Annotated in this window: 22 protein-coding genes, 9 tRNA genes and 1 pseudogene; 3 read left to right on the top strand and 29 right to left on the bottom strand. The window is 40.2% G+C overall.

The window, feature by feature from the left end; all coding sequences use genetic code 11:
- Positions 1–76: 76 nt before the first annotated feature.
- Positions 77–1,114, bottom strand: a pseudogene (gene dltB / locus K1I67_RS08100) (D-alanyl-lipoteichoic acid biosynthesis protein DltB); the annotation flags it as partial.
- Positions 1,115–1,450: 336 nt separating this feature from the next.
- Between dltB and hslO the strand changes: the two are divergent.
- Positions 1,451–2,323, top strand: coding sequence for an Hsp33 family molecular chaperone HslO (hslO, locus tag K1I67_RS08095; RefSeq protein WP_223339535.1), 873 nt, complete (start codon positions 1,451–1,453; stop codon positions 2,321–2,323).
- Complete coding sequence (gene dusB, locus K1I67_RS08090; RefSeq protein WP_223339534.1) at positions 2,310–3,290, top strand: tRNA dihydrouridine synthase DusB; 981 nt, start codon at positions 2,310–2,312, stop codon at positions 3,288–3,290. The genes hslO and dusB overlap by 14 nt, the downstream gene beginning before the upstream one ends.
- A 43-nt stretch (positions 3,291–3,333) precedes the next feature.
- On the opposite strand, the gene K1I67_RS08085 is transcribed toward dusB, so the two are convergent.
- Together K1I67_RS08085 and K1I67_RS08080 are read right to left on the bottom strand one after the other, a co-directional pair.
- Positions 3,334–4,020: a YoaK family protein gene (locus K1I67_RS08085; protein WP_223339533.1), complete on the bottom strand. Its 687-nt coding sequence runs from the start codon at positions 4,018–4,020 to the stop codon at positions 3,334–3,336.
- A 212-nt stretch (positions 4,021–4,232) separates the two neighbouring features.
- Positions 4,233–4,925, bottom strand: a complete 693-nt coding sequence (locus tag K1I67_RS08080) for a hypothetical protein (RefSeq protein ID WP_223339532.1) — start codon at positions 4,923–4,925, stop codon at positions 4,233–4,235.
- Between the two features lie 281 nt (positions 4,926–5,206).
- Between K1I67_RS08080 and K1I67_RS08075 the strand changes: the two genes are divergently transcribed.
- Complete coding sequence (locus tag K1I67_RS08075; RefSeq protein WP_223339531.1) at positions 5,207–5,437, top strand: hypothetical protein; 231 nt, start codon at positions 5,207–5,209, stop codon at positions 5,435–5,437.
- A 50-nt stretch (positions 5,438–5,487) separates the two neighbouring features.
- Here the strand turns inward: K1I67_RS08075 and K1I67_RS08070 are convergent.
- The 26 genes from K1I67_RS08070 to K1I67_RS07945 form a co-directional block, all read right to left on the bottom strand.
- Positions 5,488–6,836, bottom strand: a protein-coding gene (locus K1I67_RS08070; RefSeq protein WP_223339530.1) for an IS3 family transposase whose coding sequence is annotated in 2 segments (ribosomal slippage) — positions 5,488–6,404 and positions 6,404–6,836 — 1,350 coding nt in all. Because the reading frame shifts where the segments join, the coding sequence is not laid out codon by codon here.
- Between the two features lie 239 nt (positions 6,837–7,075).
- A complete protein-coding gene (locus K1I67_RS08065) occupies positions 7,076–7,822 on the bottom strand; it encodes an NUDIX hydrolase (protein ID WP_061863994.1) in 747 nt (248 codons plus the stop codon).
- 28 nt (positions 7,823–7,850) lie between these two features.
- Positions 7,851–8,627 carry a nicotinamide riboside transporter PnuC gene (gene pnuC / locus K1I67_RS08060; protein ID WP_061863950.1) on the bottom strand — a complete coding sequence of 259 codons (777 nt, stop codon included), beginning with the start codon at positions 8,625–8,627 and terminating at the stop codon, positions 7,851–7,853.
- Positions 8,628–8,636: 9 nt separating this feature from the next.
- A complete protein-coding gene (locus K1I67_RS08055; protein ID WP_223339529.1) occupies positions 8,637–9,695 on the bottom strand; it encodes an AAA family ATPase in 1,059 nt (352 codons plus the stop codon).
- 236 nt (positions 9,696–9,931) lie between these two features.
- On the bottom strand, positions 9,932–12,364 hold the full coding sequence (locus tag K1I67_RS08050) for an ATP-dependent Clp protease ATP-binding subunit (protein WP_223339528.1): 2,433 nt from the start codon (positions 12,362–12,364) through the stop codon (positions 9,932–9,934).
- Positions 12,365–12,370: 6 nt separating this feature from the next.
- Entirely contained in the window at positions 12,371–12,829 is a 459-nt protein-coding gene (locus K1I67_RS08045; protein WP_001237459.1) for a CtsR family transcriptional regulator, read from the bottom strand.
- Positions 12,830–12,944: 115 nt separating this feature from the next.
- Positions 12,945–13,673, bottom strand: coding sequence for an ABC transporter ATP-binding protein (locus K1I67_RS08040; protein WP_049509246.1), 729 nt, complete (start codon positions 13,671–13,673; stop codon positions 12,945–12,947).
- Positions 13,673–14,680: an ABC transporter substrate-binding protein gene (locus tag K1I67_RS08035; protein WP_223339527.1), complete on the bottom strand. Its 1,008-nt coding sequence runs from the start codon at positions 14,678–14,680 to the stop codon at positions 13,673–13,675. The genes K1I67_RS08040 and K1I67_RS08035 overlap by 1 nt, the downstream gene beginning before the upstream one ends.
- A 37-nt stretch (positions 14,681–14,717) precedes the next feature.
- Entirely contained in the window at positions 14,718–15,476 is a 759-nt protein-coding gene (locus K1I67_RS08030) for an ABC transporter permease (protein ID WP_070458596.1), read from the bottom strand.
- Positions 15,439–15,729: a thiamine-binding protein gene (locus K1I67_RS08025; RefSeq protein ID WP_000647682.1), complete on the bottom strand. Its 291-nt coding sequence runs from the start codon at positions 15,727–15,729 to the stop codon at positions 15,439–15,441. The genes K1I67_RS08030 and K1I67_RS08025 overlap by 38 nt, the downstream gene beginning before the upstream one ends.
- 284 nt (positions 15,730–16,013) lie before the next feature.
- Entirely contained in the window at positions 16,014–17,546 is a 1,533-nt protein-coding gene (gene cls, locus K1I67_RS08020) for a cardiolipin synthase (RefSeq protein WP_223339526.1), read from the bottom strand.
- A gap of 171 nt (positions 17,547–17,717) precedes the next feature.
- The gene (locus tag K1I67_RS08015) at positions 17,718–18,662 is read right to left on the bottom strand and encodes a 3-oxoacyl-[acyl-carrier-protein] synthase III C-terminal domain-containing protein (protein ID WP_223339525.1); all 945 of its coding nucleotides are present in this window, start codon (positions 18,660–18,662) and stop codon (positions 17,718–17,720) included.
- Between the two features lie 14 nt (positions 18,663–18,676).
- Positions 18,677–19,939 carry a F390 synthetase-related protein gene (locus K1I67_RS08010; protein ID WP_223339524.1) on the bottom strand — a complete coding sequence of 421 codons (1,263 nt, stop codon included), beginning with the start codon at positions 19,937–19,939 and terminating at the stop codon, positions 18,677–18,679.
- The gene (locus K1I67_RS08005) at positions 19,917–20,732 is read right to left on the bottom strand and encodes an MBL fold metallo-hydrolase (RefSeq protein ID WP_223339523.1); all 816 of its coding nucleotides are present in this window, start codon (positions 20,730–20,732) and stop codon (positions 19,917–19,919) included. Before K1I67_RS08005 ends, K1I67_RS08010 begins: the two co-directional genes overlap by 23 nt.
- On the bottom strand, positions 20,707–21,687 hold the full coding sequence (locus K1I67_RS08000) for an NAD-dependent epimerase/dehydratase family protein (RefSeq protein WP_223339536.1): 981 nt from the start codon (positions 21,685–21,687) through the stop codon (positions 20,707–20,709). Before K1I67_RS08000 ends, K1I67_RS08005 begins: the two co-directional genes overlap by 26 nt.
- A complete protein-coding gene (locus K1I67_RS07995; RefSeq protein WP_223339522.1) occupies positions 21,687–22,958 on the bottom strand; it encodes a glycosyltransferase in 1,272 nt (423 codons plus the stop codon). Before K1I67_RS07995 ends, K1I67_RS08000 begins: the two co-directional genes overlap by 1 nt.
- A gap of 184 nt (positions 22,959–23,142) precedes the next feature.
- Complete coding sequence (locus K1I67_RS07990; RefSeq protein ID WP_223339521.1) at positions 23,143–24,294, bottom strand: iron-containing alcohol dehydrogenase; 1,152 nt, start codon at positions 24,292–24,294, stop codon at positions 23,143–23,145.
- 233 nt (positions 24,295–24,527) lie between these two features.
- Positions 24,528–24,601 (bottom strand) — tRNA-Pro (locus K1I67_RS07985).
- Positions 24,602–24,616: 15 nt separating this feature from the next.
- A tRNA-Arg gene (locus K1I67_RS07980) sits at positions 24,617–24,690 on the bottom strand.
- Between the two features lie 8 nt (positions 24,691–24,698).
- Positions 24,699–24,784: transfer RNA gene (locus K1I67_RS07975), tRNA-Leu, on the bottom strand.
- 7 nt (positions 24,785–24,791) lie between these two features.
- Positions 24,792–24,863, bottom strand: a tRNA-Gly gene (locus K1I67_RS07970).
- A 27-nt stretch (positions 24,864–24,890) separates the two neighbouring features.
- Positions 24,891–24,963, bottom strand: a tRNA-Thr gene (locus K1I67_RS07965).
- A gap of 12 nt (positions 24,964–24,975) precedes the next feature.
- Positions 24,976–25,057: transfer RNA gene (locus K1I67_RS07960), tRNA-Leu, on the bottom strand.
- Between the two features lie 5 nt (positions 25,058–25,062).
- Positions 25,063–25,135 (bottom strand) — tRNA-Lys (locus tag K1I67_RS07955).
- Positions 25,136–25,159: 24 nt separating this feature from the next.
- Positions 25,160–25,232: transfer RNA gene (locus tag K1I67_RS07950), tRNA-Asp, on the bottom strand.
- 2 nt (positions 25,233–25,234) lie between these two features.
- Positions 25,235–25,307, bottom strand: a tRNA-Val gene (locus K1I67_RS07945).
- Between the last annotated feature and the right edge of the window lie 80 nt (positions 25,308–25,387).

Here is a 25,387-nt window from a genome sequence, read left to right as displayed (position 1 = left end):
GTCAGCTCAAACAGCTTGAAAGATACTCGCTTAATCAGAGGAACAACTTTGTTGCACTTGACTTGACAATTGGGGTTTTATTTTTCTTATAAAAATTACTTTTCTTTTGATATACTTCAAATCCAGCCATCAAGACACCATGATAAAAACCATAAACAATGTAGCTAACGCTAAGACCATGCCAAAAACCCATGACCAACATATTGACCATATAGGCATAGGTTGCATTGTGTAGCCTGTTTTTAAACCATTTTTTCCGGATAACCTGCATCAAAACTCTTGAAAACACAAAATCTCTTAACCAAGTCGACAAGGTGATATGCCATCTGGTCCAGAAATCCTTAATATCGACACTCAGGAAAGGTTTGTTAAAATTCATCGGTGTCTGAATGCCTAGGATGTTACTACTTCCAACAGCCATTAGACTATAGCCTGCAAAGTCGAAAAACAGATACAAGGTATAGAGGTACATGTACTTGATTGAGTAGACAACTGTACCAGTATTGCTTAGAGCAAGTAGTATCTGGTAAACATAGGTTGATAAAACAACCTTGTAGAGAAGGCCTAAAACGATGCGATAAATACCATCACCTGCTAACTCTAGATACTCTTTTCGAGGCATGACCTCATTTATCTCTTTTAAAAATCTCCTGCTCCGATCAATTGGTCCCGCACTAACCGTAGGGAAAAAAAGTAAAAATTGCAAGTAGTCTTTAATACTAACCTTCTCCTTGATCAGACCATCTGATATTTCCAACATAATCTGAATAGTCTTGAAGGACATATAAGAAATTCCAATAAAGGCCAACAAATGGAGAGAAGTCAGGGCAAAGACTTTATTGATCACCAAAGGAAGAATGGAAAGAAAAACCAGTGGTTTCAGTCGCTTTGCTTCTATCCTCTGTGCAAGAAATACCAGAAAATATTGGTAAACGATAAAGGCAAGCAAATAGACTATCATCGCTCGACTCTTGCCATAAATAGCTCCTGCAAATAAGAGGGAGAGCGCCAAAATATAGTAGTCCTTACGTTTTTCAAAAAAGTTTACCACAAAACCAATCAGTAAAACTACAAACAAGAGAAGGAAAAACTCATTCCCCTCAAAATAATTCATACCAGATGAACTCCTTTTTACTTTTTCTCATCTCATGGTTTATCTTTTTAGAATTAGCTCCTATCAGATCCCCAAGCGAGTTAATTTTTTCTATTATATCATAATTTAAAAACTATAAAAATACTTCTATTATCTAATTCCCTGAAAAGGTACAGATAATTCTTAGTACTAAATCCCAATGATGAGATATCATTAGTCACACAATAACTATAATTCAAAATCTAAAAGATTGATGAATGAACTAGTGAAGTATTCTGTCCTTTTGACTCAAGTAATCCTCAGAATCATCAAACACGCCACTCCCCCTTTGGGCATTTTTATGCTAAAATAGTAGCTATGGATAAAATTATTAAAACTATATCAGAAAGTGGAGCCTTTCGTGCTTTTGTCCTTGACAGCACTGAAACCGTCCGCACTGCTCAAGAAAAACATCAAACCCAAGCTAGCTCAACGGTAGCACTTGGCCGCACCCTTATCGCTAGCCAGATTCTCGCAGCCAATGAAAAAGGAAATACCAAACTAACAGTTAAAGTTCTTGGAACTAGCTCGCTGGGTGCTATCATCACCGTCGCAGATACCAAAGGGAATGTCAAAGGCTACGTTCAAAATCCTGGTGTTGACATCAAAAAGACTGCAACTGGTGAAGTTCTAGTCGGACCTTTTGTCGGCAATGGTCAATTTCTGGTTATCACAGACTACGGCACTGGAAATCCTTATAACTCTATGACTCCGCTTATCTCTGGAGAAATCGGAGAAGATCTTGCCTTCTACTTGACAGAAAGCCAGCAAACTCCGTCAGCAGTTGGACTCAATGTCCTTTTGGACGAAGAAGACAAGGTCAAAGTAGCAGGTGGCTTCCTTGTTCAAGTTTTGCCAGGAGCCAAGGAAGAAGAAATCGCTCGTTTTGAGAAACGCATCCAAGAAATGCCTGCCATTTCAACTCTTCTAGAAAGCGACGACCATATCGAAGCTCTTCTAAAGGCTATCTACGGTGACGAACCATACAAACGTCTGTCTGAAGAAGAAATTCGTTTCCAATGTGACTGTAGTAAAGAACGTTTTATGAAGGCTCTTTCTAGTCTTCCAAGCTCAGACTTGCAGGAAATGAAGGACGAAGACCACGGGGCAGAAATCACTTGTCAATTCTGCCAAACTACTTATAATTTTGACGAAAACGACCTGGAGGAACTCATCCATGACAAATCTTAATACACCCTTTATGATTGGTAATGTTGAGATTCCCAATCGTACCGTTTTAGCACCTATGGCCGGCGTGACCAACTCCGCCTTCCGTACTATCGCAAAAGAACTTGGAGCTGGACTCGTTGTCATGGAAATGGTCTCTGACAAGGGAATCCAATACAACAACGAAAAGACTCTTCACATGCTTCATATCGATGAAGGAGAAAACCCAGTCTCTATCCAACTCTTTGGTAGCGACGAAGATAGCCTAGCACGCGCAGCAGAATTCATCCAAGAAAATACCAAGACTGATATCGTGGATATCAACATGGGCTGTCCAGTTAACAAAATCGTGAAAAACGAAGCTGGCGCTATGTGGCTCAAGGATCCAGACAAGATCTACTCTATCATTAACAAAGTTCAATCAGTCCTTGATATCCCTCTCACTGTCAAAATGCGTACGGGCTGGTCTGATCCATCCCTAGCTGTGGAAAATGCTCTCGCCGCTGAGGCTGCAGGTATCTCTGCTCTCGCCATGCATGGCCGTACCCGTGAGCAAATGTATACTGGTCACGCAGACCTTGAGACCCTTCACAAGGTTGCACAAGCTCTGACAAAAATTCCATTTATCGCTAACGGTGACATTCGCACTGTCCAAGAAGCTAAACAACGCATCGAAGAAGTCGGTGCTGATGCCGTTATGATTGGACGCGCAGCTATGGGGAATCCTTACCTCTTTAATCAAATCAATCACTACTTTGAAACTGGAGAAATCCTTCCTGATTTAACCTTTGAAGATAAGATGAACATCGCCTACGAGCATTTGAAACGCTTAATCAACCTCAAGGGAGAAAAGGTTGCGGTCCGTGAATTCCGTGGACTCGCTCCTCACTACCTCCGTGGAACATCAGGTGCAGCTAAACTCCGTGGAGCTATCTCACAAGCAAGCACACTTGCCGAGATTGAAGCCCTCTTACAGTTAGAGAAAGCATAAACGTATAAAAAAAGGCAAATCTCAAATTGAGATTTGCCGTTTTTTATATATTTTCATCTTGCAAATCGAGTTGCTTCACTCTAGCAATATAGTATGCCATAATCAAAAACAAATTGAAGCTGACAATCCAGATAGACCATTCATGGAGAAAATGCATAGATACAGCCAAGCTAATGGCACCCACTACGAAACTGCCTACAACAATGCCATAGTTCAAGGCTTGACGACGATATTCTTGAACATCTCCTTCTCCTCTAACGATGCGATACAAAGCAGTCAACATTTTTCGGTAATTCCCAGACGTCATAAAAATGACATAGGGATGATCTTCAATCAAACTACCCGTAAATGTTAGCATCATCATTCCAGTTCCAAAAGCAATAAAAGGAACTTCTAATAGAGGAAAGCGGGAAAAGAAGGGCAAAACAAGGGTCCCGATAAATAAGGGAAGTAGCATCTTAACCCGCCAATAGGCTGTTTTGCGATATTCTTTCATGTGCAAGGCAAAAAGAAAGCCTAGGGAAAAGAATATAATAGAACAGAATCTCAACATGGTATTGATGACATGTGAATCGTGCCAATCTGATATCAGTAGGAGAATGTTCCCTGTCTGCGTTGCCACCAAACTATGGTACTGGATGTGACAGAATACATCCAAAGAACCACCGATAAAGCCAAGGAACACTCCCATGAGTCGTGTGTTTTGAGGTAAAATTAATTTATCTGGCATTGATTCATCACTCGTTTCCCTTTGATTTTTTCATTATACCACTTTCTCTGAAAGAAACTAAGTGAAAAACGGTCAGTTCAGGTAGACATGATTAGATATACTCCTAAGTTAATCTCATCTCTGGAGCTCATTTATGACGTCTTATCAACTTCAAATGCTGTAGGTACTCATCAACTAAACTATTTTTAAACAAATTATGTCAGTACTGAAGTCTATGGCTTAATCAAAGTAACACTTGAAACAGTACCATCTGCACCTGTTGTAATTTGGATGACTTTTCCACCACCTACTTCAGCATTGTATTTCCCATCATCAAGGGTATAAGAATAGCTTTGAATAGAGTAGTTTTCTTTCTTGCCATCAGCAGATTCTACTGTAAATTGACCACCTGATGAGACAGTGATAGTCTCGCCATTCGCACCCTTCCAATTCCCAGCTGCAGCTGAAAAATCTTTGTCCACCATAGTCAAGACACCTTTATAACGTTTGTTATGTTCTGCCTGCTTGTCTTGAAGTTTGCGATCAGTTGCTGAATCATAAGCTGACTGATTCTGTTTTGCTTGTGTTCCTTGTTGATTGGATGGAGCTTGCGAAGGGGTTTGATTAGCAGAAGGTTCTTGATTTTGTTTTGTTTCTGGTACTGGTGTTGCTTGCGATTGATTAGCAGTAGTCGTTGACTGATCAGAAGATGATGATTTAGCTTTTTCTGATGAAGTTGAACTTGAGGATTTCTGAGTCTTGTTCTCTTTACTTGAAGAACTGGCCTTAGAACTAGAAGATGCTTGTGTTGTCTTGCTAGAACTATCACTTGTGGTGTTTTCTTTCTTATTACCACAAGCCCCCAATAACAATGTTGAAGCGAGTACAGTTGCGGCCATTAATTTGATAGAAGTTTTATTTTTCATTTTATGCTCCTTTGTAACATTTTTGAAATGTTAAGAAATATTTTTGTAACATTATTGTAATATTTGTTTTTAAATCTGTCAACTATTTATCTAAAATTTTTTAGAATTATTTTTTAGTACATTTATTTCCTTATCCCTCCTATATCTTTTATTCGTAAAGAATTTAAAAAAACAGGAAAATTTTTCCTATGAGAATACTATATTTTATACGTGTAATCGCTTGCATTTTTTTCTTAAAGGGCTATAATAAAATTGAGATAGGATATTGGAGGTGTAGGTTTATGTCAAAGAAATATTACAAATATCTTCCTTGGTTGATTATTGGTGCTTTCTCTTCTTATGGGATTGCTACTCATTACGCTCAAACAACATTTGATTTGTTCTACTTAACCACTATTTTCATGATTGTTTATGTGTCTCTAATGTACTTACACGAACATTATTTAAAATATAAATACAGAGATTTATTCATTCGAATCATGAGCAATTCTAATAAAGATAAACATCCTTAAACAAAAAGAGGTCGGGAAATGTACTGCCCCCAAAAAGTTAGACAATTAATTTACCCAAAGGATTTAGTTCTGTATTGTACAGGACTAAGTCCTTTTAGTTTTACCTTAATTCGTTTGTTGTTGTAGTAATCAATATAGTCTACAATAGCTTGTTCCAAGTGCTCAAGTGACTGAAACGTATTCTCATAACCATAAAACATTTCAGACTTAAGAATGCCAAAGAAAGATTCCATCATACCGTTATCTGGGCTATTTCCCTTACGTGACATAGATGGTTGGATTCCCTTATTCTTTAAAAAATGATGATAGAAATCGTGTTGGTATTGCCATCCTTGGTCACTATGGAGAATTGTATTTTCGTAATGGTTCTCTGTAAAGGCTTGTTCTAGCATAGCTTTCATTTGTACTAAGTTCGGCGAAGTAGAAAGATTGTAGGAGATAATTTCGCTGTTAAAGCCATCTAAAACTGGTGATAAATAAAGCTTTTGGCTGCTTGCTGGAATGGCAAATTCTGTCACATCTGTGTAGCACTTTTGCATTGGTTTGGTTGCTTCAAACTGACGTTGAATAAGATTATCTGCTTTCTTGCCAACCTCTCCTTGGTAAGAAGAATACTTCCGTTTACGGCGAATTCGAGCCGTTAAACCAAGTACTTTCATAAGACGCTGCACCTTCTTATGGTTCACTACGAAGCCACGATTTCGTAATTCTAGAGTCATGCGACGATAACCGTAATTTCCTTTATGCTCAGTATAAATTAACTGAATTTCAGCTTTAACATCATCATCCTTATCGCATTGATCCAGCTGTTTTAAGTGATAATAATAAGTTGAACGGGCAAGCTTAATAATCTTTAGAAGAATATCTAAAGAAAACTCTGTTACCAATCCTCGAACAATTTCCGTTTTTCTTCTTGCTCCTTTTCGTCCCTCAATCGGAGTTCTCTCAACTTTTTTAGAATGGCATTCTCCGCTCTCAAATATTCTAATTCTTCCTGAAGTCGCTCTAGCTCTGTCATTTCTTCGGGTTTCTTCTTTGACTTACGTCCCATTTTAGGTGGTCTCCCTCTTGTTTTCTCAACAATAGTATACCCGTTTTTCTTGTATTGTGCCAGCCAATTAGGCAACATTCCACTACTTGGAAGAGCATAATCCAGAGACACCCTAATTTGTGAACAACCTTCAAGAAGAACTTTATCAATGATCTCTTGTTTTAGTTCAGGAGAATAGTAACAATTCTTTCCTTTTTTGACGATTTCTATTCCATAACGATCAATCAATTTAATCATGTACTGAAGATTAGAAATGTTTATCCCAAATTGATCTGAAAGCTTTCTAAAGCTCTCTCCTTGCTTTTTGAGTTCATAGATCCGAACTTTATCTTCACAAGTTAATTTCATAATAAAAACACCCCAAAAGTTAGATTTTCTTTTGTCTAACTTTTGGGGTGCAGTTCAAAAAATCCCGACCTCGCTTTTTTATGAATAATAAACCTTTGACACGATAGCTGAATTGACTTTTGACACAAGCTGTATTTTCTCTATTCTCAAGCTCAACCAGTCATCGGATTTGTTGAAACATCCCAAGACCAAGACTAGGAAACCGAGACCTGGTCTATCGATTTTGGTCCTCAATCTTTTTATTTTAATCGATAGGTTTTTCTTGGTTTCTTTTTAGGCACTCGTTTGAGCCCAACTTCTTCTACATACTCACCGTATTTTACGAGAAAGTTATTGCTGACGATTGGTCGTCCTGGGTTGATGAGATTGACTAATTCGGTTCCTTCATAGACAGTGAATTCCTCCTCTAGCAGATAGAGAAAGGTCGGATTCCAGTCAAGTCGCCCCTGGATTCGTTTAATAGACTCTTGGATAATGGCATAATGGTCAAAGGCGAAGGCTTGCTCCCCCAGCTCTAGTCCCTCTAGGAAGCACTTGCCCGTCTGAAAATCAACATCGACAAAAACCACATCTTTGGCATCATCACCAGCTTGAACGAGATCAAGTGCGCGGCTAGGTAGATACACCAAGTGGGCGATAGTAACCGTCCAGCCCCGCGGATCACGACCTGGAGTAGATACTGTCATCAACTGTTCGATTTTTTCCAAAGGAAGGTCAAGGTTAACCTCCTCTCTCACTTCACGCTGACAAGCATGTCTTGCATCTTCGCTCTTATCCATAAAACCACCAACCAAAGCCAAACAGTTTTGATAAGGATGGGCCTTGCGACGAATTAGCAAGAGTTTGATTTTCCCTTCCACAAAGCAATAAGCTACCATATCCACCGTCACGCTCGGTTTTTCATACTGAGGAAGTTCCTGTTTGCAGTACCAGTCTAAAAATTCCTTCTCAGTCGCATGAATCTCAAAATATTCTCTCTCTGTCATTCCAGCTGGGGTTATCGTTTCAGTCACCTTATCCCTCCTTGACAGCCTTAGTCCATTGATACCAACCGACTAGACTATTGAGAGTGTAAACCCAGTACATACCTTGGATATGGATGTTTTCACCCCACCAGAGATAAATACTAAAGAGATTGGTTGCAATCCAGAAAATCCATTGCTCACGGTAAAGACGTGTCATCAAGAGCTGACCAACACCATTGGTCGCATCCGTTACACTATCACGGAATGGACGAGCACTATGGATACTTTGGTAAGCCAAACCCATGCCAATCCAGATGAGAGCTGTCAAGGCCAAGTACTTGAGCCAATCAACCAGACCAAGTTTCTTAGCTTCAAAGTGAGACTCCTCTGGTTTTCCTTGTTCATTGATCCGATTAGACAACCAAGCATAGAGACCAATAGGCTGCATGACAAAGAAATAAACTGTTGTCAAAACTTCGCCGTAGAAAGTAGCATTCATAGATAAGACCAAGTAGATTGCAGAGTTAATAGCTCCAAAAAGATAGTTACTAGCTCGACCTTCAGCTACCAAGATAACGCAGACAATTCCTGTCCAAGAGGCAAAGAGGCCAATCCAGTCATGACTTTCCGTGTTTTGTGTAAACTCCAGAATAAGAGGAACACTTGATAAAACAATCAAATAGAGCCACTGGAAAAGACTGCGTCCCACAAAGAGGTCATTCCAAAGTAAACGCATAACTCCTGCAAAACCAATTTTACGAGCTTCCGCGTGAACATTTTTAAAGTTTTCGATAAATTGTGTGATTTTTTCTACTATTTTTTTCATTTTTTTCTCCTAATCTGCTTGGTAAATAGCATCGATAGCCACTTTGGCTGCTTCATAATTTCCTAGATAGTCATCAGCTAGATAAACATGAGGGATATTGGCTAGATATTGCTCCCTCATCATATCCAAATGCTGAGAAAAACTATGACGGATATGGTCTTCTGCCATGGTCATGTCTCGAAAACCATCATTGACATAAGAACCGATAGGTTGCACAAAGAGGATTAAATCCCACTTTTCCTTGGCTAAGATGGAAACAAAGAGATTGTCAAAGGTCTCTCCGGACAAGTCCTCCTGCTCTTCGTTTTCCATGTAGTAATCGTAATATCCCTTGGTTACTAGTGAGTTGGTATCTGCAATGACTAGGCCTCGATTGGCACTGCTATCAATCAACTTGGAAGTTTGATCATACTGCCCCAATAGAAGGTAATAATAATCTTTTGGGGTAAGCTCATCATCTCGGACATTATTTTTTATCTGATACTCACGAGCATACTCCAGACTGACTGGCGCATCATAGAAGCGAGCTAAATCCTTGGCTAGAGTTGTTTTCCCATTACTCGCACTTCCCATAATCAACACTTTCTTTGTAAACTGTCGGCGGAAGGGTTGAGCGATATATTTCCAATATTTACTTGGATTTTCTCGAATCATGGTAGCCGAAATTCCAAATTTTCTTTCCTGCAAAACTGCTTGAAAACCACGTTTATGAAGCTCTGTTTGGTAGTCGGACTCTCCTACAAAAAAGATTAGCTCCTCAGCAGTCTGATCATAGGAAATGGCCTGCAACATCTGATTCAACCACTCCTGCCAGCCCATTGGATAGCGCGGGATAGTAGTTTCGTCAAGTTTACAAACAGAGGTCAACTCATCATCTCGAAAAGCTTCACGAATATAGCGAAATCTCTTTTGTAGTGTAAGTCCCACCTGTTCACCACGATCTCCCTTATAACCTGAAACTACCACCCATACAGCATCACATTGACGTTTTGCTCTTTGGATTAAATCAATATGCCCCTGATGTAAGGGAGCAAAGGTGCCAAAAACCACCGCTATACTCTTTTTCATATCTGTTCAATCTTTTTATAATTTTTTATATTATACTCCACTCACCTATGTTTGTCAACACTTTTTTATTATTTTTTATAAAAACATTGCTACATGATTGGATTTTTTACTTGATATACAAAACTTGATTAGGAAAAATTTGTTTTTAAAACCTTTAAACTGCAACATCCAAATGCTTATTTAAGTAACAAATTTCAAAAAAAGAGGCTGAAACAATCTGTTCCAACCTCACATTTTTATACAATCTCAAATTTTAATTGACCAGCTTTGACACCAATCTTCAGAGTCTTACCAGCTTCCAATTCACCTTTAAGGAGAAGTTCTGCTAGTTTGTCTTCTACTTCCGTTTGCAAAGTTCTGCGTAGTGGACGAGCCCCCATCTCTGGATCATAGCCTTGCTGAGCTAGGAGTTTAAGGGCTGATGCTTGAAGTTTCAAGTCAATTCCTTTTTCTGCCAGGCTTGCAATCAATGGTTTGACCATAATCTTAACTACTTCCTGCATATCTTGACTTGACAAGCTATGGAAGACTACCTTCTCATCAATACGGTTGATAAACTCTGGACGATAAGCCTTTTTCAGCTCCTCAAACATCCGTTTTTCCATATTTTCTTGGTCAAAACGAATGTCCTTAGCTCCAAAGCCGACTGTCTTGTCATCACGAAGAGCTGTCGCACCAAGGTTTGACGTCATGATGATAATGGTATTAGAAAAGTCAACCTTGCGACCTTTACTATCTGTCAAGACACCATCATCCAAGACTTGCAAGAGCACATTAAAGATGTCTGGGTGCGCCTTTTCTACCTCGTCAAAGAGAAGTACTGAGTACGGTTTATTGCGAACCTTCTCAGTCAACTCTCCACCTTCTTCGTAACCTACATAACCTGGAGGAGCTCCGTTAAGACGGCTGGCCGCGAATTTCTCCATATACTCACTCATATCAAAGCGAATAAGGGCTGATTCATCATCAAAGAGAACTTCTGCTAGAGCCTTGGCCAATTCGGTCTTTCCGACACCCGTAGGTCCTAGGAACATAAAGGAACCAATCGGACGCTTATGACTGCGAATCCCTGACTGATTGCGGCGAATCGCACGGCTAATGCTTGAAACAGCTTGATCTTGACCGATGACACGTTTGTGCAGTTCAGCTTCCAGATTCAAGTATTTCTTGGCATCCGTTTGTGTCAATTTTTGAACAGGAATTCCTGATAAGCGACTCAAGGTGGTCAAAATATCAGATTCTTTTACTAGATCTTTATAAACAGGGGCTTCCTGCTCTTTTGAAATGAGCTGTGCTGCTTGCTTCCATTTGCCATCCATCAAAGCCTTATCAGCTGGTGTTAAACCTGATTCTTCTTGTTTAGCGTGTTTCGATTTATTTTGCACTGTTGCTGCCGCTTCATCCAAAAGATCGATTGCTGAGTCTGGCAAGTGACGACTCGTCAAATAACGATGTGCCATTTTGACAGCTGTTTCGACTGCATCGTCTGTAATTTGGACATGGTGGTGTTTCTCATAGGTTGCTTTCAAGCCCTGCAAAATAGCCATACTATCTGCTAAACTTGGCTCCTCAATCATCACCTTTGCAAAGCGACGAGAAAGAGCTGCGTCTTTTTCGATGTGCTTTTGATACTCTTCCTGAGTAGTCGCACCGACAGTTCTCAGAGTTCCACGCGCCAAGGCAGGTTTTAGGATATTGGCAGCATCCAAGGTCGAATCAATCCCACTTCCTGAACCCATAATGGTATGAAGCTCATCGATAAAGAGGATGACCTTGCTATCTTCCTCGATATCTTTGATGATATTGTTCATACGTTCTTCAAAGTCACCACGGAAACGAGTTCCCGCAACCACATTCATCAAATCAAGCTCTAAAACTCGCATTTTAGCCATCTCAGCTGGTACATCTCCGTTGGCAATACGTTGCGCAAGGCCAAGTGCCAAAGCTGTTTTACCCACACCTGCATCTCCAACTAGGACCGGATTATTTTTGGTCTTACGACTCAAGATTTGAATCATACGAGAGATTTCTTGGTCACGCCCGATGACTGGTTCCAATTTACCTGAGCGAGCTTGCTCTGTAAGATCATGCGTATAATCTTCCAAACCTCCACTTGGTGTCTGAGGCATGCCCATCATATTAGCCATAGAATTTTGCTTATCCGCTACCGTACGATGGCGTTGACGAAGGGCCTTCAAATCATCTCTAGTCCAACCAGCACGCGCTTCAAGACTACGACGAAGTCCAGCAATCTTGACCTGATCCTTCTGATCTTCGTAAGAAAATCCCGCTTTTTCTAGAATACGAGTAGCCAAGGCATTGCCATCATGTAAGATAGCATAAAGCACGTGCTCTGTTCCTAAAACCTTGGCATGCACAACAGAAGCTACATGCTCTGCTTCCAACAACAATACCTTCAAACGGTGTGAAAAAGGCAACTCCTGATAATTTTCCTTATCGCTATACTTTGTTTCAGTCAGCTCTACAGCAACTTCCTCCAGACGATCAATCTCATAGGGAAATTCATTTAAAGTCGCCCCAGCTACACTGTAACTATGATTGGCCATAGCAATCAATAGGTGCCAAGACTCTAGGTATTCTGCCCCAAAATGACTTGCGACCAGAAAGGCACTGTCTATACATTCTTTCAATGCTTTTGAATATTTCATTTAGTTCTATTTTCCTTTTCTATCTACCTCTTGTAATAACTGTCGAAGCATATTGGCACGGATAAGATTGGCATCCTCACCTAAAACCCGGTCTGTCGCCATTGCTAGTAATAGATTCATCTCCTGACGAGTCACTAAATCCTGTTCAAACAAGAGTCTTAAAACATCTTCAAAAATAACTAGGCTGACTTCTTCGCCCACCGAATACAGTAAATCGCGGAGCATTTCATGGTGGTTTGAGAATTCAATCCGACCTATACGAATGTAGCCACCACCACCACGCTTACTTTCAACCAAGTATCCCCTGCTTTCTGTAAAACGAGTCTTAATCACATAGTTAATCTGACTAGGAACAACCTGAAAAGTATCTGCCAACTGACTCCGTTGCAACTCCACAATACCAGATTGATCTAAAATTGCCTTGATGTAGGCCTCAATATGATCTGATGTATTTTTAAGTCTCATAACAAACCCACCTCTCTTTAAACCTTGACTATCTTTGACTATTATACCGAAATTTTTCCATTTTTTAAAGAAAAAGGGGCTGGTAATGAATAATCCTCACCAACTCCTTGTCTTTCTAATTATTTAATCCCAATTCCGCTAAAATTTGGCGTTTATAAGCAATTTTTTGAACTTCCTTGTCTTCGGTTTCAGACCAGTCGAGTTTGACTTCAGAAACAATCTGACCAGGGCGATTTTTCAAGATATAGATACGGTCACTAAGATTAAGGGCCTCCTCGATACTATGCGTAATGATGAGTGTCGTCAGGCCTAGCTGTTTATGAATCTCCAAATACCAGGCGTGGAGTTCCATCTTAGTCATCTCATCCAAGGCACTAAAGGCCTCATCTAGAAGAAAGAGCTTATGTCCAAAAAGATAGGTACGAAGTAAAGCAACACGCTGACGCATCCCACCACTAAGCTCATGAGGATACTTGTCCCGTATCGCCGTCAACTGAAAGGTAGCAAGGATTTCATCTGCTTTCGCAACAGCTTCTGCCTTATCCACCTTTTGAATCAAAAGGGGCAGGATGATATTACCAAGTACCGTCTTATGTTCCAAGAGCAGATCCTTTTGCAACATATAGCTCACGCGCCCCTTGGGATTTTCCTCCCCATCAAGCACAATTCTACCTGACTGGACTTCTAAAATGCCTGCAATCAGGTTAAAGAGAGTGGTCTTTCCTACACCACTAGGGCCTAGGATAGAAACCACTTCACCTGAAGTCACTTGTAGATTAATATCCTCTAAAATCTTTTCATCATCGTAGGCATAGCTTACATGTTCTAGTCTAATTTCTGTCATTATTTTACAAATTCGTTAGTGAAACCTTTATCAGTCAAGTCTTCCTTGAGGATACCATTTTCTTTATCCCATTTGTAGAAGGCATTCCATCGGTCCGCATCAAATTGTCCCCACTTTTCCTTATCACTTGCATATTCTTTTGACAAGTATTTTTGAGATTCGATGACAAAGTCACGTTTATCCTTTAACTCTGGGGCATTCTTGATCAGGATATCAGCCGCTTCTTCTGGGTGTTCCATAGCGTACTGGTAACCTTTTTTGATAGCTTGGATGACTTTACGGGCTTCTTCTTTGTTGTCTTTCAGATAGTCGTTGTTTGCAATGATAACTGGTGAGTAGTAGTCAAACTCTTTGACATAGTCTTTCAAATACATAAAGTTGGCATCCACACCTTGAGATTTGGCAAGAAGGCCATCCCAACCGTAGTAAATCCAGGCAGCATCAAAAACGCCATTGGCAATCGGAGTGATCGAGTTTGAATCGTTGTTTGGTACTTTTTCAACCTTGTCAAAGTCTCCACCTTGAGATTCTACCAAGGTTTTCAACATAGCAAGTTCTGTTGGGTCATTCCAGGTTCCATATTTCTTCCCAACCAAGTCTTTAGGACTATTGATATTGTCAGACTTACGAGAGATAATTCCTGATGTATTGTGCTCAACGATAGCTGCAACGGCAGTAATACCTGCCCCTTTTTCCAATTTCTTAGCCATGTAATCTTGGAAATAGATAGCAAATGGTGCCTTACCATTGATAACCAAGTCTGATGAACTTTCTTCTGGCGGTAATTTCAAATCAACATCCACTCCAGCTTCCTTGAAATAACCTTTTTCTTTGGCTACATAAAGCCCTGTGTGGTTGGTATTGGGTGTCCAATCCAGGATAAAGTCAATTTTTTTGAGTTCTGCTTCTTTGTTATCCTTAGAAGCAGTTCCTTGGCCGCAAGCCACAAGCACGACAGCTAGAAGAGCTGTTACAATCGTTAAAAACACTTTCCATGTTTTCTTCATTTTTATTTCCTCTTTTCTTTTTCCAAAACACTCTATTTTAAGTACGTTTCCATTTAATCACATATTTTTCACTGATATCGACTAGCTTCATACCCAGAAGACTGATCAGTGATACCAGAATAATAATCGCAAACATGGTATCATACTGAAACAGTTTCTTGGACTGAATCATGTAGACACCTAGTCCTTCAAAGCCTCCCAACCACTCAGATACCACTGTTGTGATAAAGGCGTAGGAAACACTGACCCTAAGCCCTGCATAAAAGTAGGGCAGGCTGACAGGGATTTTAAAATGCCACAGGATTTGCCAAGGATTGGCTCGCATCAGACTAAACAAGGTCAGCATGTCCTTATCACAATGCCTAAAACCATCTAAAATACTGACGATAATAGGGAAGGTTGTCGTCAAGATAATCAAGACAATCTTGGGCAAAATTCCATAACCCAACCATAAAACTAGGATAGGGGCTATGGCAATGGTCGGTATGGTCTGGACAACCACCATCATGGGGTAAATCAGGTCATTGAGCCAACTCAGACTATCCATAAGGACGGCCATGATACAGGCAATCAAGACACCCAGCACCAAACCTAGTAAGGCTACTCTCAAGGTTGCCCAACTATGGTACCAGAGAAATTCTCTATCACGAACAAAAGACTGGAGGATTTCAAGTGGCGTCGGTAGGATGAACTTTGGTAAGAGTTTTAAGAATCCCGCCACCTGCCAAACGGATAAGACACCTAAAAATCCTAACAGACTAATATGCCGTCTCATTATACTTTTCAAGTTTCTCATCGATGCTTAAAATCTCTCCTACATTTATTTTCACATTGGCAAAAACATTGTCTGCTCCTTGCCCCGCCACTTCTAACGCTTCTTTGAGAATGCGCATAAGTTCATCAAACTCTCCCTCTAAAACTGTTTCAAATGGTGTCACCACCATGGTCACTTCTTGAGCTTGCAGATAAGCAATGACCTTATCAATTACAGCTATGCGGTCAATCCCCTGTGACAGGGGCAGAACTTGTAAAGCAATGCTTGCTTTCATTCAAACCTCCTTTTAATTTACAGTTTTTCTTTATGAAAAAAGAAAAACCTCTTTCATATATGAAAAAGGTGCAGAATTAGGCTAAGTATCGTTCCTACGCTGGCATTACCCAGATCAGGTGCGGTCGAAGTTTAACACTTCCTCTCAGACTGTACACAGACTCCCATATATTATATGGACATATGATAACGCAAAACAAACAAGATGTCAAGGAAACTGCTTACAGAAAAAGAGACGGCAAACCGTCTCTTTCTCTAATTATACAGATGAACTAGCTCTTTCAATTAAAGCATAGGGGCGAATAACTGAGCTACTTCTTTGATTAATGTTTGATACCAAGTAGGCTTGATTGTTCCAGGAAAAATTTCTTGCGACTCTTCAAAAATGTCTTCAAAATCATTGCGAATAGTTGCAATGGATGGTGTTTCATACAATAAAACTGCATTTTCATAGTGGTGAACCAAGCTGCGATAATCAAGGTTTATGGTTCCAACAACCGCAAATCGATTATCAACAATCATTTGCTTACTATGGATAAAACCAGGAGTATACTCATAGATACGTACACCAGCAGACAAAAGATCAGGATAAGACCCTCGAGTTACTAACTGGATGAGCTTTTTATCTGGGATAAATGGAGTTATAATTCTCACATCTACACCTCGCATGGCTGCATTTTTTATATCCTCTGTCAAATCATAATCAATAATGAGATAAGGCGTGGTGATATAGACAAAATCTTCCGCTTGATTAATCAGATTTTGATAGACGATTTTACCCACCTTCATTTTATAGATAGGCTTAGGGCCACTTCCATATGGGATACAAAGACCACCACCTGGTCGTGTCTGATTTTCCAAATGATATTGATCAAAATCACTAATTTCTCCACGGTTGATGTACCAGTTCATGAGAAATAGTCTGGTAAAGGCTTGAGTCGCCGGACCATCTATCCGAATCCCACTATCTTTCCAGTGTCCAAAACGTTCAATCTGATTGATATATTCGTCTGCAAGATTAATCCCGCCAGTATAGGCAATCTGCCCATCAATAACCAAAATCTTACGGTGGTCACGGTTATTGTAGGCCACTGTCATACGAGGAATCACCTTATTAAACTTATGAGCATCAATCCCTTTAGAACGCAAATGAACGGTATAATCCCCAGGCAAGGTCACCATACAACCAATATCATCGTAGAGCATCTTGACCTCGACTCCCTGAGCAGCTTTTTCTTCAAGAATTTCAAGCATACTATCCCACATCAAACCTTCGTCAACAATGTAGTATTCTAGAAAAATAAATTTTTCAGCCCTCTTCAAATCCTCGAGCATCTGTTGCCACATTTCTTCTCCATTAGCAAAGAATTGTGAGTCTGTATGGTCATAAACCTCTGCATTACTATCCATATGTAACAAGGCATTGATAATACCGTAGGCAGATTTATCAGTTTCTTGTAGGATCTGATGAAGACTATGCTCTCGCTTTTCATGAGATGCAATGGAACGAAGTTCCTGCAGTTGTTTGAATTCCTTTTTTGATAACCGACGCTCACCAAACATGATATAAAGTAAGGGACCAAAAACAGGGACAAAAGTGACAATCAACCAAGTCACCTTGCTCTCAGGAGACATGGAACGATTAACAATGGCTAAAACAGTTGCCACACTGACAAGAAATACAAGAGTCACCCAAATAATCGGAGCAATCTGACTCATGTAAAGAATGACTGCAAAAACTACAAATAATTCTATCAGAATTATCGCAATGCTAAAACCATACTTGGACATCAATAGTCGCAATTTTCTAGTTCCCATAACTCCCTCTCAATTTCTAAGTCTACTCCCTAATTTAACGTCTGAAAACGCTTGTTACCTTCTAGTATACTTAGTTTAGAAGAACTTAGCAAGTCTTTTCTGTTTAAGCCGATAGTTCTACATTTAAAATCAATTTAAAAAGCAGGCCTCTTATCTGTACCTGCTCTTATATTACAATTTTAATGCCAACATATTGACCGTCATACCAGCTGCAGTTCCCATCAAGAAGATGGTCTCTCCTTCTTTTACATAGCCATGATCGAGTGCATAGGCTAAACCAAAAGGTACCGCAACTGAAACCATATTCCCATAATCCGTAACGAGATTAAGGTATTTGTCTTCGTCTACACTCAGTTTTCCCATGACCAAAGGAAGAGCGCGACTAGCTTGGTGAGGAATAATATAGTCTACAGCATCTTTAGAAATACCTGATTTCTCTTGGAATTCTTGGAACATTTCTGGGATGACACGAGCAGAAAGCAAGAGAATTTTCTTGCCTTTCATATCAAACATAAAATTTGTCTTAGTCTCTTCAGAGTACTCTTTTGGCTGATAAGAAGTCAAGCCTCCACGAATCTCTGTATCGTGAGCCCCCTCTGACCAAGTACGTTGAAGACTAGCGATAACTCCTTTGTCCTGACTACTTTTTTGGAAAATAAAGGCTGCTGCCCCATCACTAAAGAGTTCAAAACTTTCTTTTTGCTTTGGATTAAGACCCAAGCTACCAACTTCACTAGATACAATCAAAACACGACGGTATTCCCCAGCTTCAATCAAATGTGACATGGTTGATAAAGCAGAGATAAAACTTGTACAAGTCGTATTGATATCCATAGCTGGGATAGAGAGCCCTTTTGCCACACGTTCATGAATCAAAGCTGCCGTACAAGGAATCGGCTGAACACCAACCGCACTAGCTGATACCAGGCAATCAATGTCTTTCATACTCAAATTTGCATTTTCAAGTGCAGCTTGGATAGCCGCTTCTGCCAAATCTAGCTGGGTTTCTTCATTTTCAACCACACGATGACGGGTCTGGTCTTTAAATTGCACCGTATTTTTGGGAAGGCAGACTCCATAACCTGCAATTTCTAGATGTCTTTTTACTTCTGTCATAATTTTTTGTCCTTTCATAAACGTTGGATACGTTTGAGCTTACGACTTGTATCCCAGTGATAATCTGAAAATTGTATTTCAGGTTCTTTAAACTCTTTTTGTTGCGCCAAAAGTCGAAACTGCTCTGTAATCGCTGTTTCTACTTGTTCATCTCTTCGACTCAAACAAACTTCTACTAACTTCTCAGAATGTTGTTTGACTTGGTAATCTCCAACATTCTCCACAAAGAGAATGCAACGTCTGATAAAGTCAGGATAAATCGTTACTTGACCCCCGTCCTGTCCTTCAAAGTAGAAGATATCATCAGAGCGACCTTCGACCTTGTCAATCCTTGTGTAATGGGAGCCACATGGGCAAGGATTAGGATTTTCAACTAAAATATCATTGAGCTGGTAGCGATAAACAGGCTGACTGCTTCGCTTAAAATCAGTAATGACTGGATAAAAACGTCGGTCATCCAAGTAGTGTTTTTCCACAAAAATGATGTCTTCATTGAGATGAAGATTCCCAGCAGAGCAAGTACAAGCTAGGAAACCTTCCGTTGCTTGATATACTTGGTCAATAATCGGCAACTCAAAAGCGCTCAAAATTCGCTCTTTATCACTATCTTCTAAGATTTCAGCCACCGAAACGATTTTTTGTGGGTGAATGACTAACTCCCCATCTTTTAGACGCTTGCTCAATTCAATCAACATAGAAGCAGGTGCCACTACAATAGTCGGTTGATAACTATTGAGACGCTCTATATGCTCATCTGTATTCTTGAAAATATCAAAGTACTCTAAACGAATAAGTGCCGTATTGATGGTCTGATAGAGTTCATTATCCGCTCTGAGGAAAAAGGCTATGCGGTGCCCAAAAAGTTGGCCCTTGGGCAACATCTTTGCCAAGATAGCTGCTGCCCACATACTTCTCTCTTTTTCAGTTGTGATAAAAAGTCCCCGGTGTCCAGATGTTCCAGAAGACAGCCCAACAGCTATTTCCCCTTTAAGCTCTGTAAAATTTCGAGTCTTTTCACTTTCGATAGCCAAAGCCAAGGCCTCGTCTCGATCCACTCCTTGGGTGTTGAGCTCATTGAAATGACTCATCATAAAAGCCTTATCCATATGGTCAAAGTCACTAGGTACACCATTTTTAAAATAAGGTGACTCACGTTTGAGAAAGTCCATATAGGCAGCCAGTTGCTTTTTCTGATAGTTTTCTAAAGCTTCTCGAGACTTAAAATTATGAAGCCAACGAGTTTGGAAAAAAGTTTTAAGAAAGGTTATTTTTTTCATATAAAATCCGCTCAATCCTTTCTACAGGGTCATGGCTAACTAGCACTTCTATACCATCTTTTAAAACCTCTTCCAAGAGCTCTGTTCCTTTGATATAGTCAGCCTTACTATCTTGCACCAAGGAAGGAATCAGATGCATCTGTTTCGTATAGGGTAAAAGGTCAATTCCCCAACAAAGATCTGCTGCGATGAAGAGATGATAGTCTGGCATAAAGAGACAGGCTTGCCCCTTAGCATGCCCATCAATAGAAGCTACAAGGATGCTGCCGTCTCCAAAAAGATCGATGGTAGGGCGATACTTAAAGTTAGCATTTTGCTGATCCGCCTTAATAACAGTCAACCTTTCCTCAAAAGTAGTCGGCAAAAATTCTTTAAAAATTAAATCTTTTAGTTTTGGTTTTTTATAAACATCATAGACTTCCTGGGTCAGGATAAAGTTTGCATTCGGAAAGAAGCTAGCCCCTCCCAGATGATCTGGATGTAGATGAGATAACAAGACATAGTTGATTTCTTCTGACTTGATCCCTTTATCTTTTAGCAAGTGCGAAATCTGATCTTTTTCCGTCATTTGAACTGGCGTTCCCAAACGGTAAAAAGCATAACGAAGTTTCGTCTTAATATCATAGTGATAGCCAGTATCATAAAATACATAGCCCTTATCCCTGTGTTTGATCAAAAAGACGCCTGCTGGGAAAGTCATCTTTCTATTCTTGACACCTTTAAAGAGCAAACCGGCATAACTGGTACAGTATCCAGCCGGGAAATACTCAATGCTTTCGATAATCTTGGACATATTGTTCAATCCCTTCTGAAATGCTAATTTTCGGATGATACCCCAATTCCCTCTCAGCCTTGCTAATATCTAGAGTTTGACTATAACGAAGTAGATAATAGGTATATCGTGTTAAAGGCGGTTCCCCTTTCAGATTCAAGGACTTGTAAAGAAACTCTAAACTACTTGCAATTCCTGCTAATAGAGATGCTGGAATTTTTCTATATTTGATTGGGTAACCCAGACCTGTCAAACTTTCCTCTAACAAATCCCTAAAAGCTCTTGGTTCGCCATTAGTGATGTTATAAACCTCACCTTTTGCTTCTGGAGCTTCTAAGGCTAACCGGATTGCGAGAGCAACATTTTCCACACAAGTCATGTCCATGAGCTGACGCCCATCCCCAATCAAAGGAATTCCAAGTTTTTGACTAAGATTGATCACCCGTGGCAAGATGCTAGTATCTCCAATCCCAAACAGTCCCCTAGGCCTCAAGATAATACTAGGAACATCTGGATAATCCTTAAAGAGTCTCTCCGAAGCCAATTTACTACGGATATAGTTATTGAGATTATTTTCCTCTGGAGCATCACTTTCTTTGATAGCCAACTGATCCTTAGGAGCAGCATAAATGCTTGGTGAGGATACATAGACTAAACGTTGAATATCTGTTTTGCGACATGCCTCAAGAACATATTTGGTTCCTAAAACATTAGCCTGATAAAAATCTTCCCAAGGACCCCAAACTGTTGACAGAGCTCCCGCATGAACGACCAAATCCATCCCCTTGCAAGCCTCTAGCACATCATCAGCTTTGGTCAAATCACCCTGAAAAAAACTAACCGAAGAATTCTCTAAAGAGCGACCAACCTTACTGTTTCTACCAAAAGCTCGAACCAGATAGCCATGCTCGACTAATTCTTCTACTACATATTTACCCAAGAAACCAGTGGCTCCTGTAACCAATACTTTTTTCATCATTCTTTCTCCTTATCTGCTAACAGACGGTGGATTTCGCTTTCCAAAATTTCTGTTGGATGATAGGATTGTGCAGCCTGGCGTAAAATTTCTAATTCTGACCAATCTTCTTTAGCAATTAATTTTTCAAAAGCCTGCCCAATCTCCTTGCTATTATCTCTTTTAGCTGTGAAAGCAACACCCGCTTCCACACCACGAACGGCATAATCAAATTGGTCGTAATCATGAGGCAAAATCAAAGCTGGTTTACCATAAATGATACACTGATAAAAAATCCCAGCTCCACCATGATGAATCACATAATCCATCTGAGGAATGTATTCTTTGTAAGGAAGATAAGAAACAAGGGACAGATTCTCCATCAGATTCTCACACTGAAAAGGTTCTCCACCAACTCCACGAGTCACAAAAAAGTGAAAATCAGGATGCGCTTTGGCTAGTTGCTTCGCTTGAAAGATTAGATTATCTTTGGCCCACTCCAATTGTGTCCCACAAGATACTAGAACCTTCTTTCGACCAGCAAAGAGAGATAAATCTAAAGGATAGTCTTCTACCGCCTCAACTGAAGCGCCAAAAGGTCCTACCCAGCGATAGTGCTCTGGAAATCCTTTCTTCAACTCCACTTCTTTCATCCCAATACCTAAGATAGAATAGGGAGAATAAATAGTTTCTTGACCTTTCTGATTGTAAAGTTTAAAATGATAACGCCTTAAGCGGTCTCGTAATAATAAAGATACTATCCGTTTTCCCACTCGAGTTGTTTTTCTCCCAAGAAACTGCGCTAAAACCTGCCAGCTATTCTGGGGAGTCCCCATTCCCCCAAAGAAACAAGGTGGTCCATCAGTTGTTTCAATCGCAAACTGGGTCGCCATAGTTGTTATCCACGGGATCCCCATCTGCTCAGCTACAAGTCCACCAGATAGTGTGATAAAGTCCACTATGACAATATCCGGACGATGATTTGTCCATTCTTGGATTAATTGGTCCGAAACTAGGTTTATCAAATCAAGACTAGCAGACAACTGCCGATAAGCTGAAATAATTCCTAACTGCTCCTTATTGTTGGCAGCTTTTTCAAATTCCTTTACGTGTCCTTCTAAAATGGGAAGAACCTGAAAACCAACCGCCTCTGCAACAGCTTTTTTCTGTGGACCTGTAAATAAACGTATCTCATACTGAGGATTGTCTAATAGAGGTAGTAATAAATTCATAGTTGGATACAAATGTCCACTTAAAGGAACAATCACAACATCGATTTTGATTTTCTTCATAATCCTAGCATATCAAATTTTCCAAAAAAGAACTATCACGAGGATAGTTCATCTTAAATATTATTGGTTTTAAATTATAGAAATAGTATTTGATTTCTTAGTACATTATTGGAATATTCGGGAGGAATTCATAATGTAAGAATCTTAAATTCACTATCCCTCAAGGACTCTGAAGTAGCTTTGCTTAGAACAATTCCTTATAGAAAGCAATGGTTTCTTCCAAAGTTGGCATGAATGGATTACCTGGTGCACAAGCATCAATCAAGGCATTCTTAGAAAGGTATTCAAAGTCAAAGTCTTTTTCTTCGATGCCAAGTTCTGTCAATTTCTTAGGAATACCGACAGTTTCAGAAAGTTTTTCAATTTCAGAAATAGCATAAGCCGCACATTCCTCATCTGATTTTCCTTCAATTTGCATTCCCAAGGCCTTAGCAACATTACGGAAGGCTACAGGTACACGTTTGGCATTTTCACGCTCAACGACTGGCAAAAGCATAGCACAGCAAACGCCATGAGGCAAGTTATAGACAGCACCCAATTGGTGAGCCATTGAGTGAACATAGCCGAGTCCAGCATTGTTAAAGCTCATTCCTCCAAGGAAGATAGCATTAACCATACCTTCACGAGCTTCAATATCGTGACCATTTTCTACTGCACGTGGAAGATATTCTTTGATCAGCTCGATAGCTCCGATAGAGAGTTTCTTAGTCACATCATAAGCACCTGGTGTTACCAAAGCTTCAACAGCATGAGTAAGAGCATCCATACCAGTAGCAGCAGTCAAAGCTTGAGGTTTTGAAATCATCAATTCAGGGTCATTCACAGAGATAAGAGCAAGACTGTTCTTATCAACCATTACCATTTTAACCTTACGTTCTTCATCAGTGATAACGTAGTTGATAGTAATTTCTGCTGATGTACCTGCAGTAGTATTGATAGCTACAACAGGAAGACCTTTTTGAGCAGACTTATGCAAACCTTCATAATCCTGTGGTTTACCACCATTCGTCGCGATTACAGAAATACAGCTAGCTGCATCCTGTGGAGAGCCACCACCGACAGAGATGATAAAGTCACAGTTATGCTCTTTCAAAGCAGCGACCCCATCCATGACATTTTTACAAGTAGGGTTAGGTTCAACATCACTAAAGATAACGTAAGCAATCCCTTCATCATCTAAAGGTTTTAAAATTTTTGGCAAGATATCACTTGATTCGATATACTTATCTGTCACCAAAAGAGCCTTACTGTAACCCAACTCCTTAACATAAGGACCAACTTCATTTACCACACCTTTACCAATAAGGTTGACTGCTGGAACGTAAAATGTTGCCATATTTTTTCCTCCTTGCGTGTTTCACGCTTTATATTTAGGTTAATTATATAATATATTTCCTATATTTTCAAATATTTGTGATTTTTTTAACAAACAGGAGATTGAAAAAATATTTTAATAAAATTTCATAAGGAAAAGATAACCAGACAAATTTGAGATGGATTATTTTATTGAAAAAAAGATTAATAACAAATAAAAAAAGAACAACCAGTGTTCTTACTCTGTAATATCAATCGGGAAGACAGGATTCGAACCTGCGACACCTTGGTCCCAAACCAAGTACTCTACCAAGCTGAGCTACTTCCCGAGTTAAATAGAAAAATGCACCCTAGAGGAGTCGAACCTCTAACCGCCTGATTCGTAGTCAGGTACTCTATCCAGTTGAGCTAAGGGTGCTCATTTTATGCCGAGGACCGGGATCGAACCGGTACGATCGTTACCAATCGCAGGATTTTAAGTCCTGTGCGTCTGCCAGTTCCGCCACCCCGGCCTCTCTAAGCGAACGACGGGATTCGAACCCGCGACCCCCACCTTGGCAAGGTGGTGTTCTACCACTGAACTACGTTCGCATCGACCTCTTGGTTATATTAAAAAAATGCCGGCTACATGACTTGAACACGCGACCCTCTGATTACAAATCAGATGCTCTACCAACTGAGCTAAGCCGGCTTATTTCTATTATGCGGGTTAAGGGACTTGAACCCCCACGCCGTTAAGCGCCAGATCCTAAATCTGGTGCGTCTGCCAATTCCGCCAAACCCGCAATGATGACCCGTACTGGGCTCGAACCAGTGACCCATTGATTAAAAGTCAATTGCTCTACCAACTGAGCTAACGAGTCTAAAATAACTTTCGTTATCTTAAACGGTCCCGACGGGAATCGAACCCGCGATCTTCGCCGTGACAGGGCGACGTGATAACCGCTACACTACGGGACCTATGGGAGTTAACGGGATCGAACCGCTGACCCTCTGCTTGTAAGGCAGATGCTCTCCCAGCTGAGCTAAACTCCCTTTAGCTAAGCGACTTCCTTATCTCACAGGGGGCAACCCCCAACTACTTCCGGCGTTCTAGGGCTTAACTTCTGTGTTCG

Source organism: Streptococcus infantis, from assembly GCF_019929575.1.
Taxonomy (GTDB): Bacteria; Bacillota; Bacilli; order Lactobacillales; family Streptococcaceae; genus Streptococcus; species Streptococcus infantis_L.
This window is presented reverse-complemented; position numbering and strand designations above follow the sequence as displayed.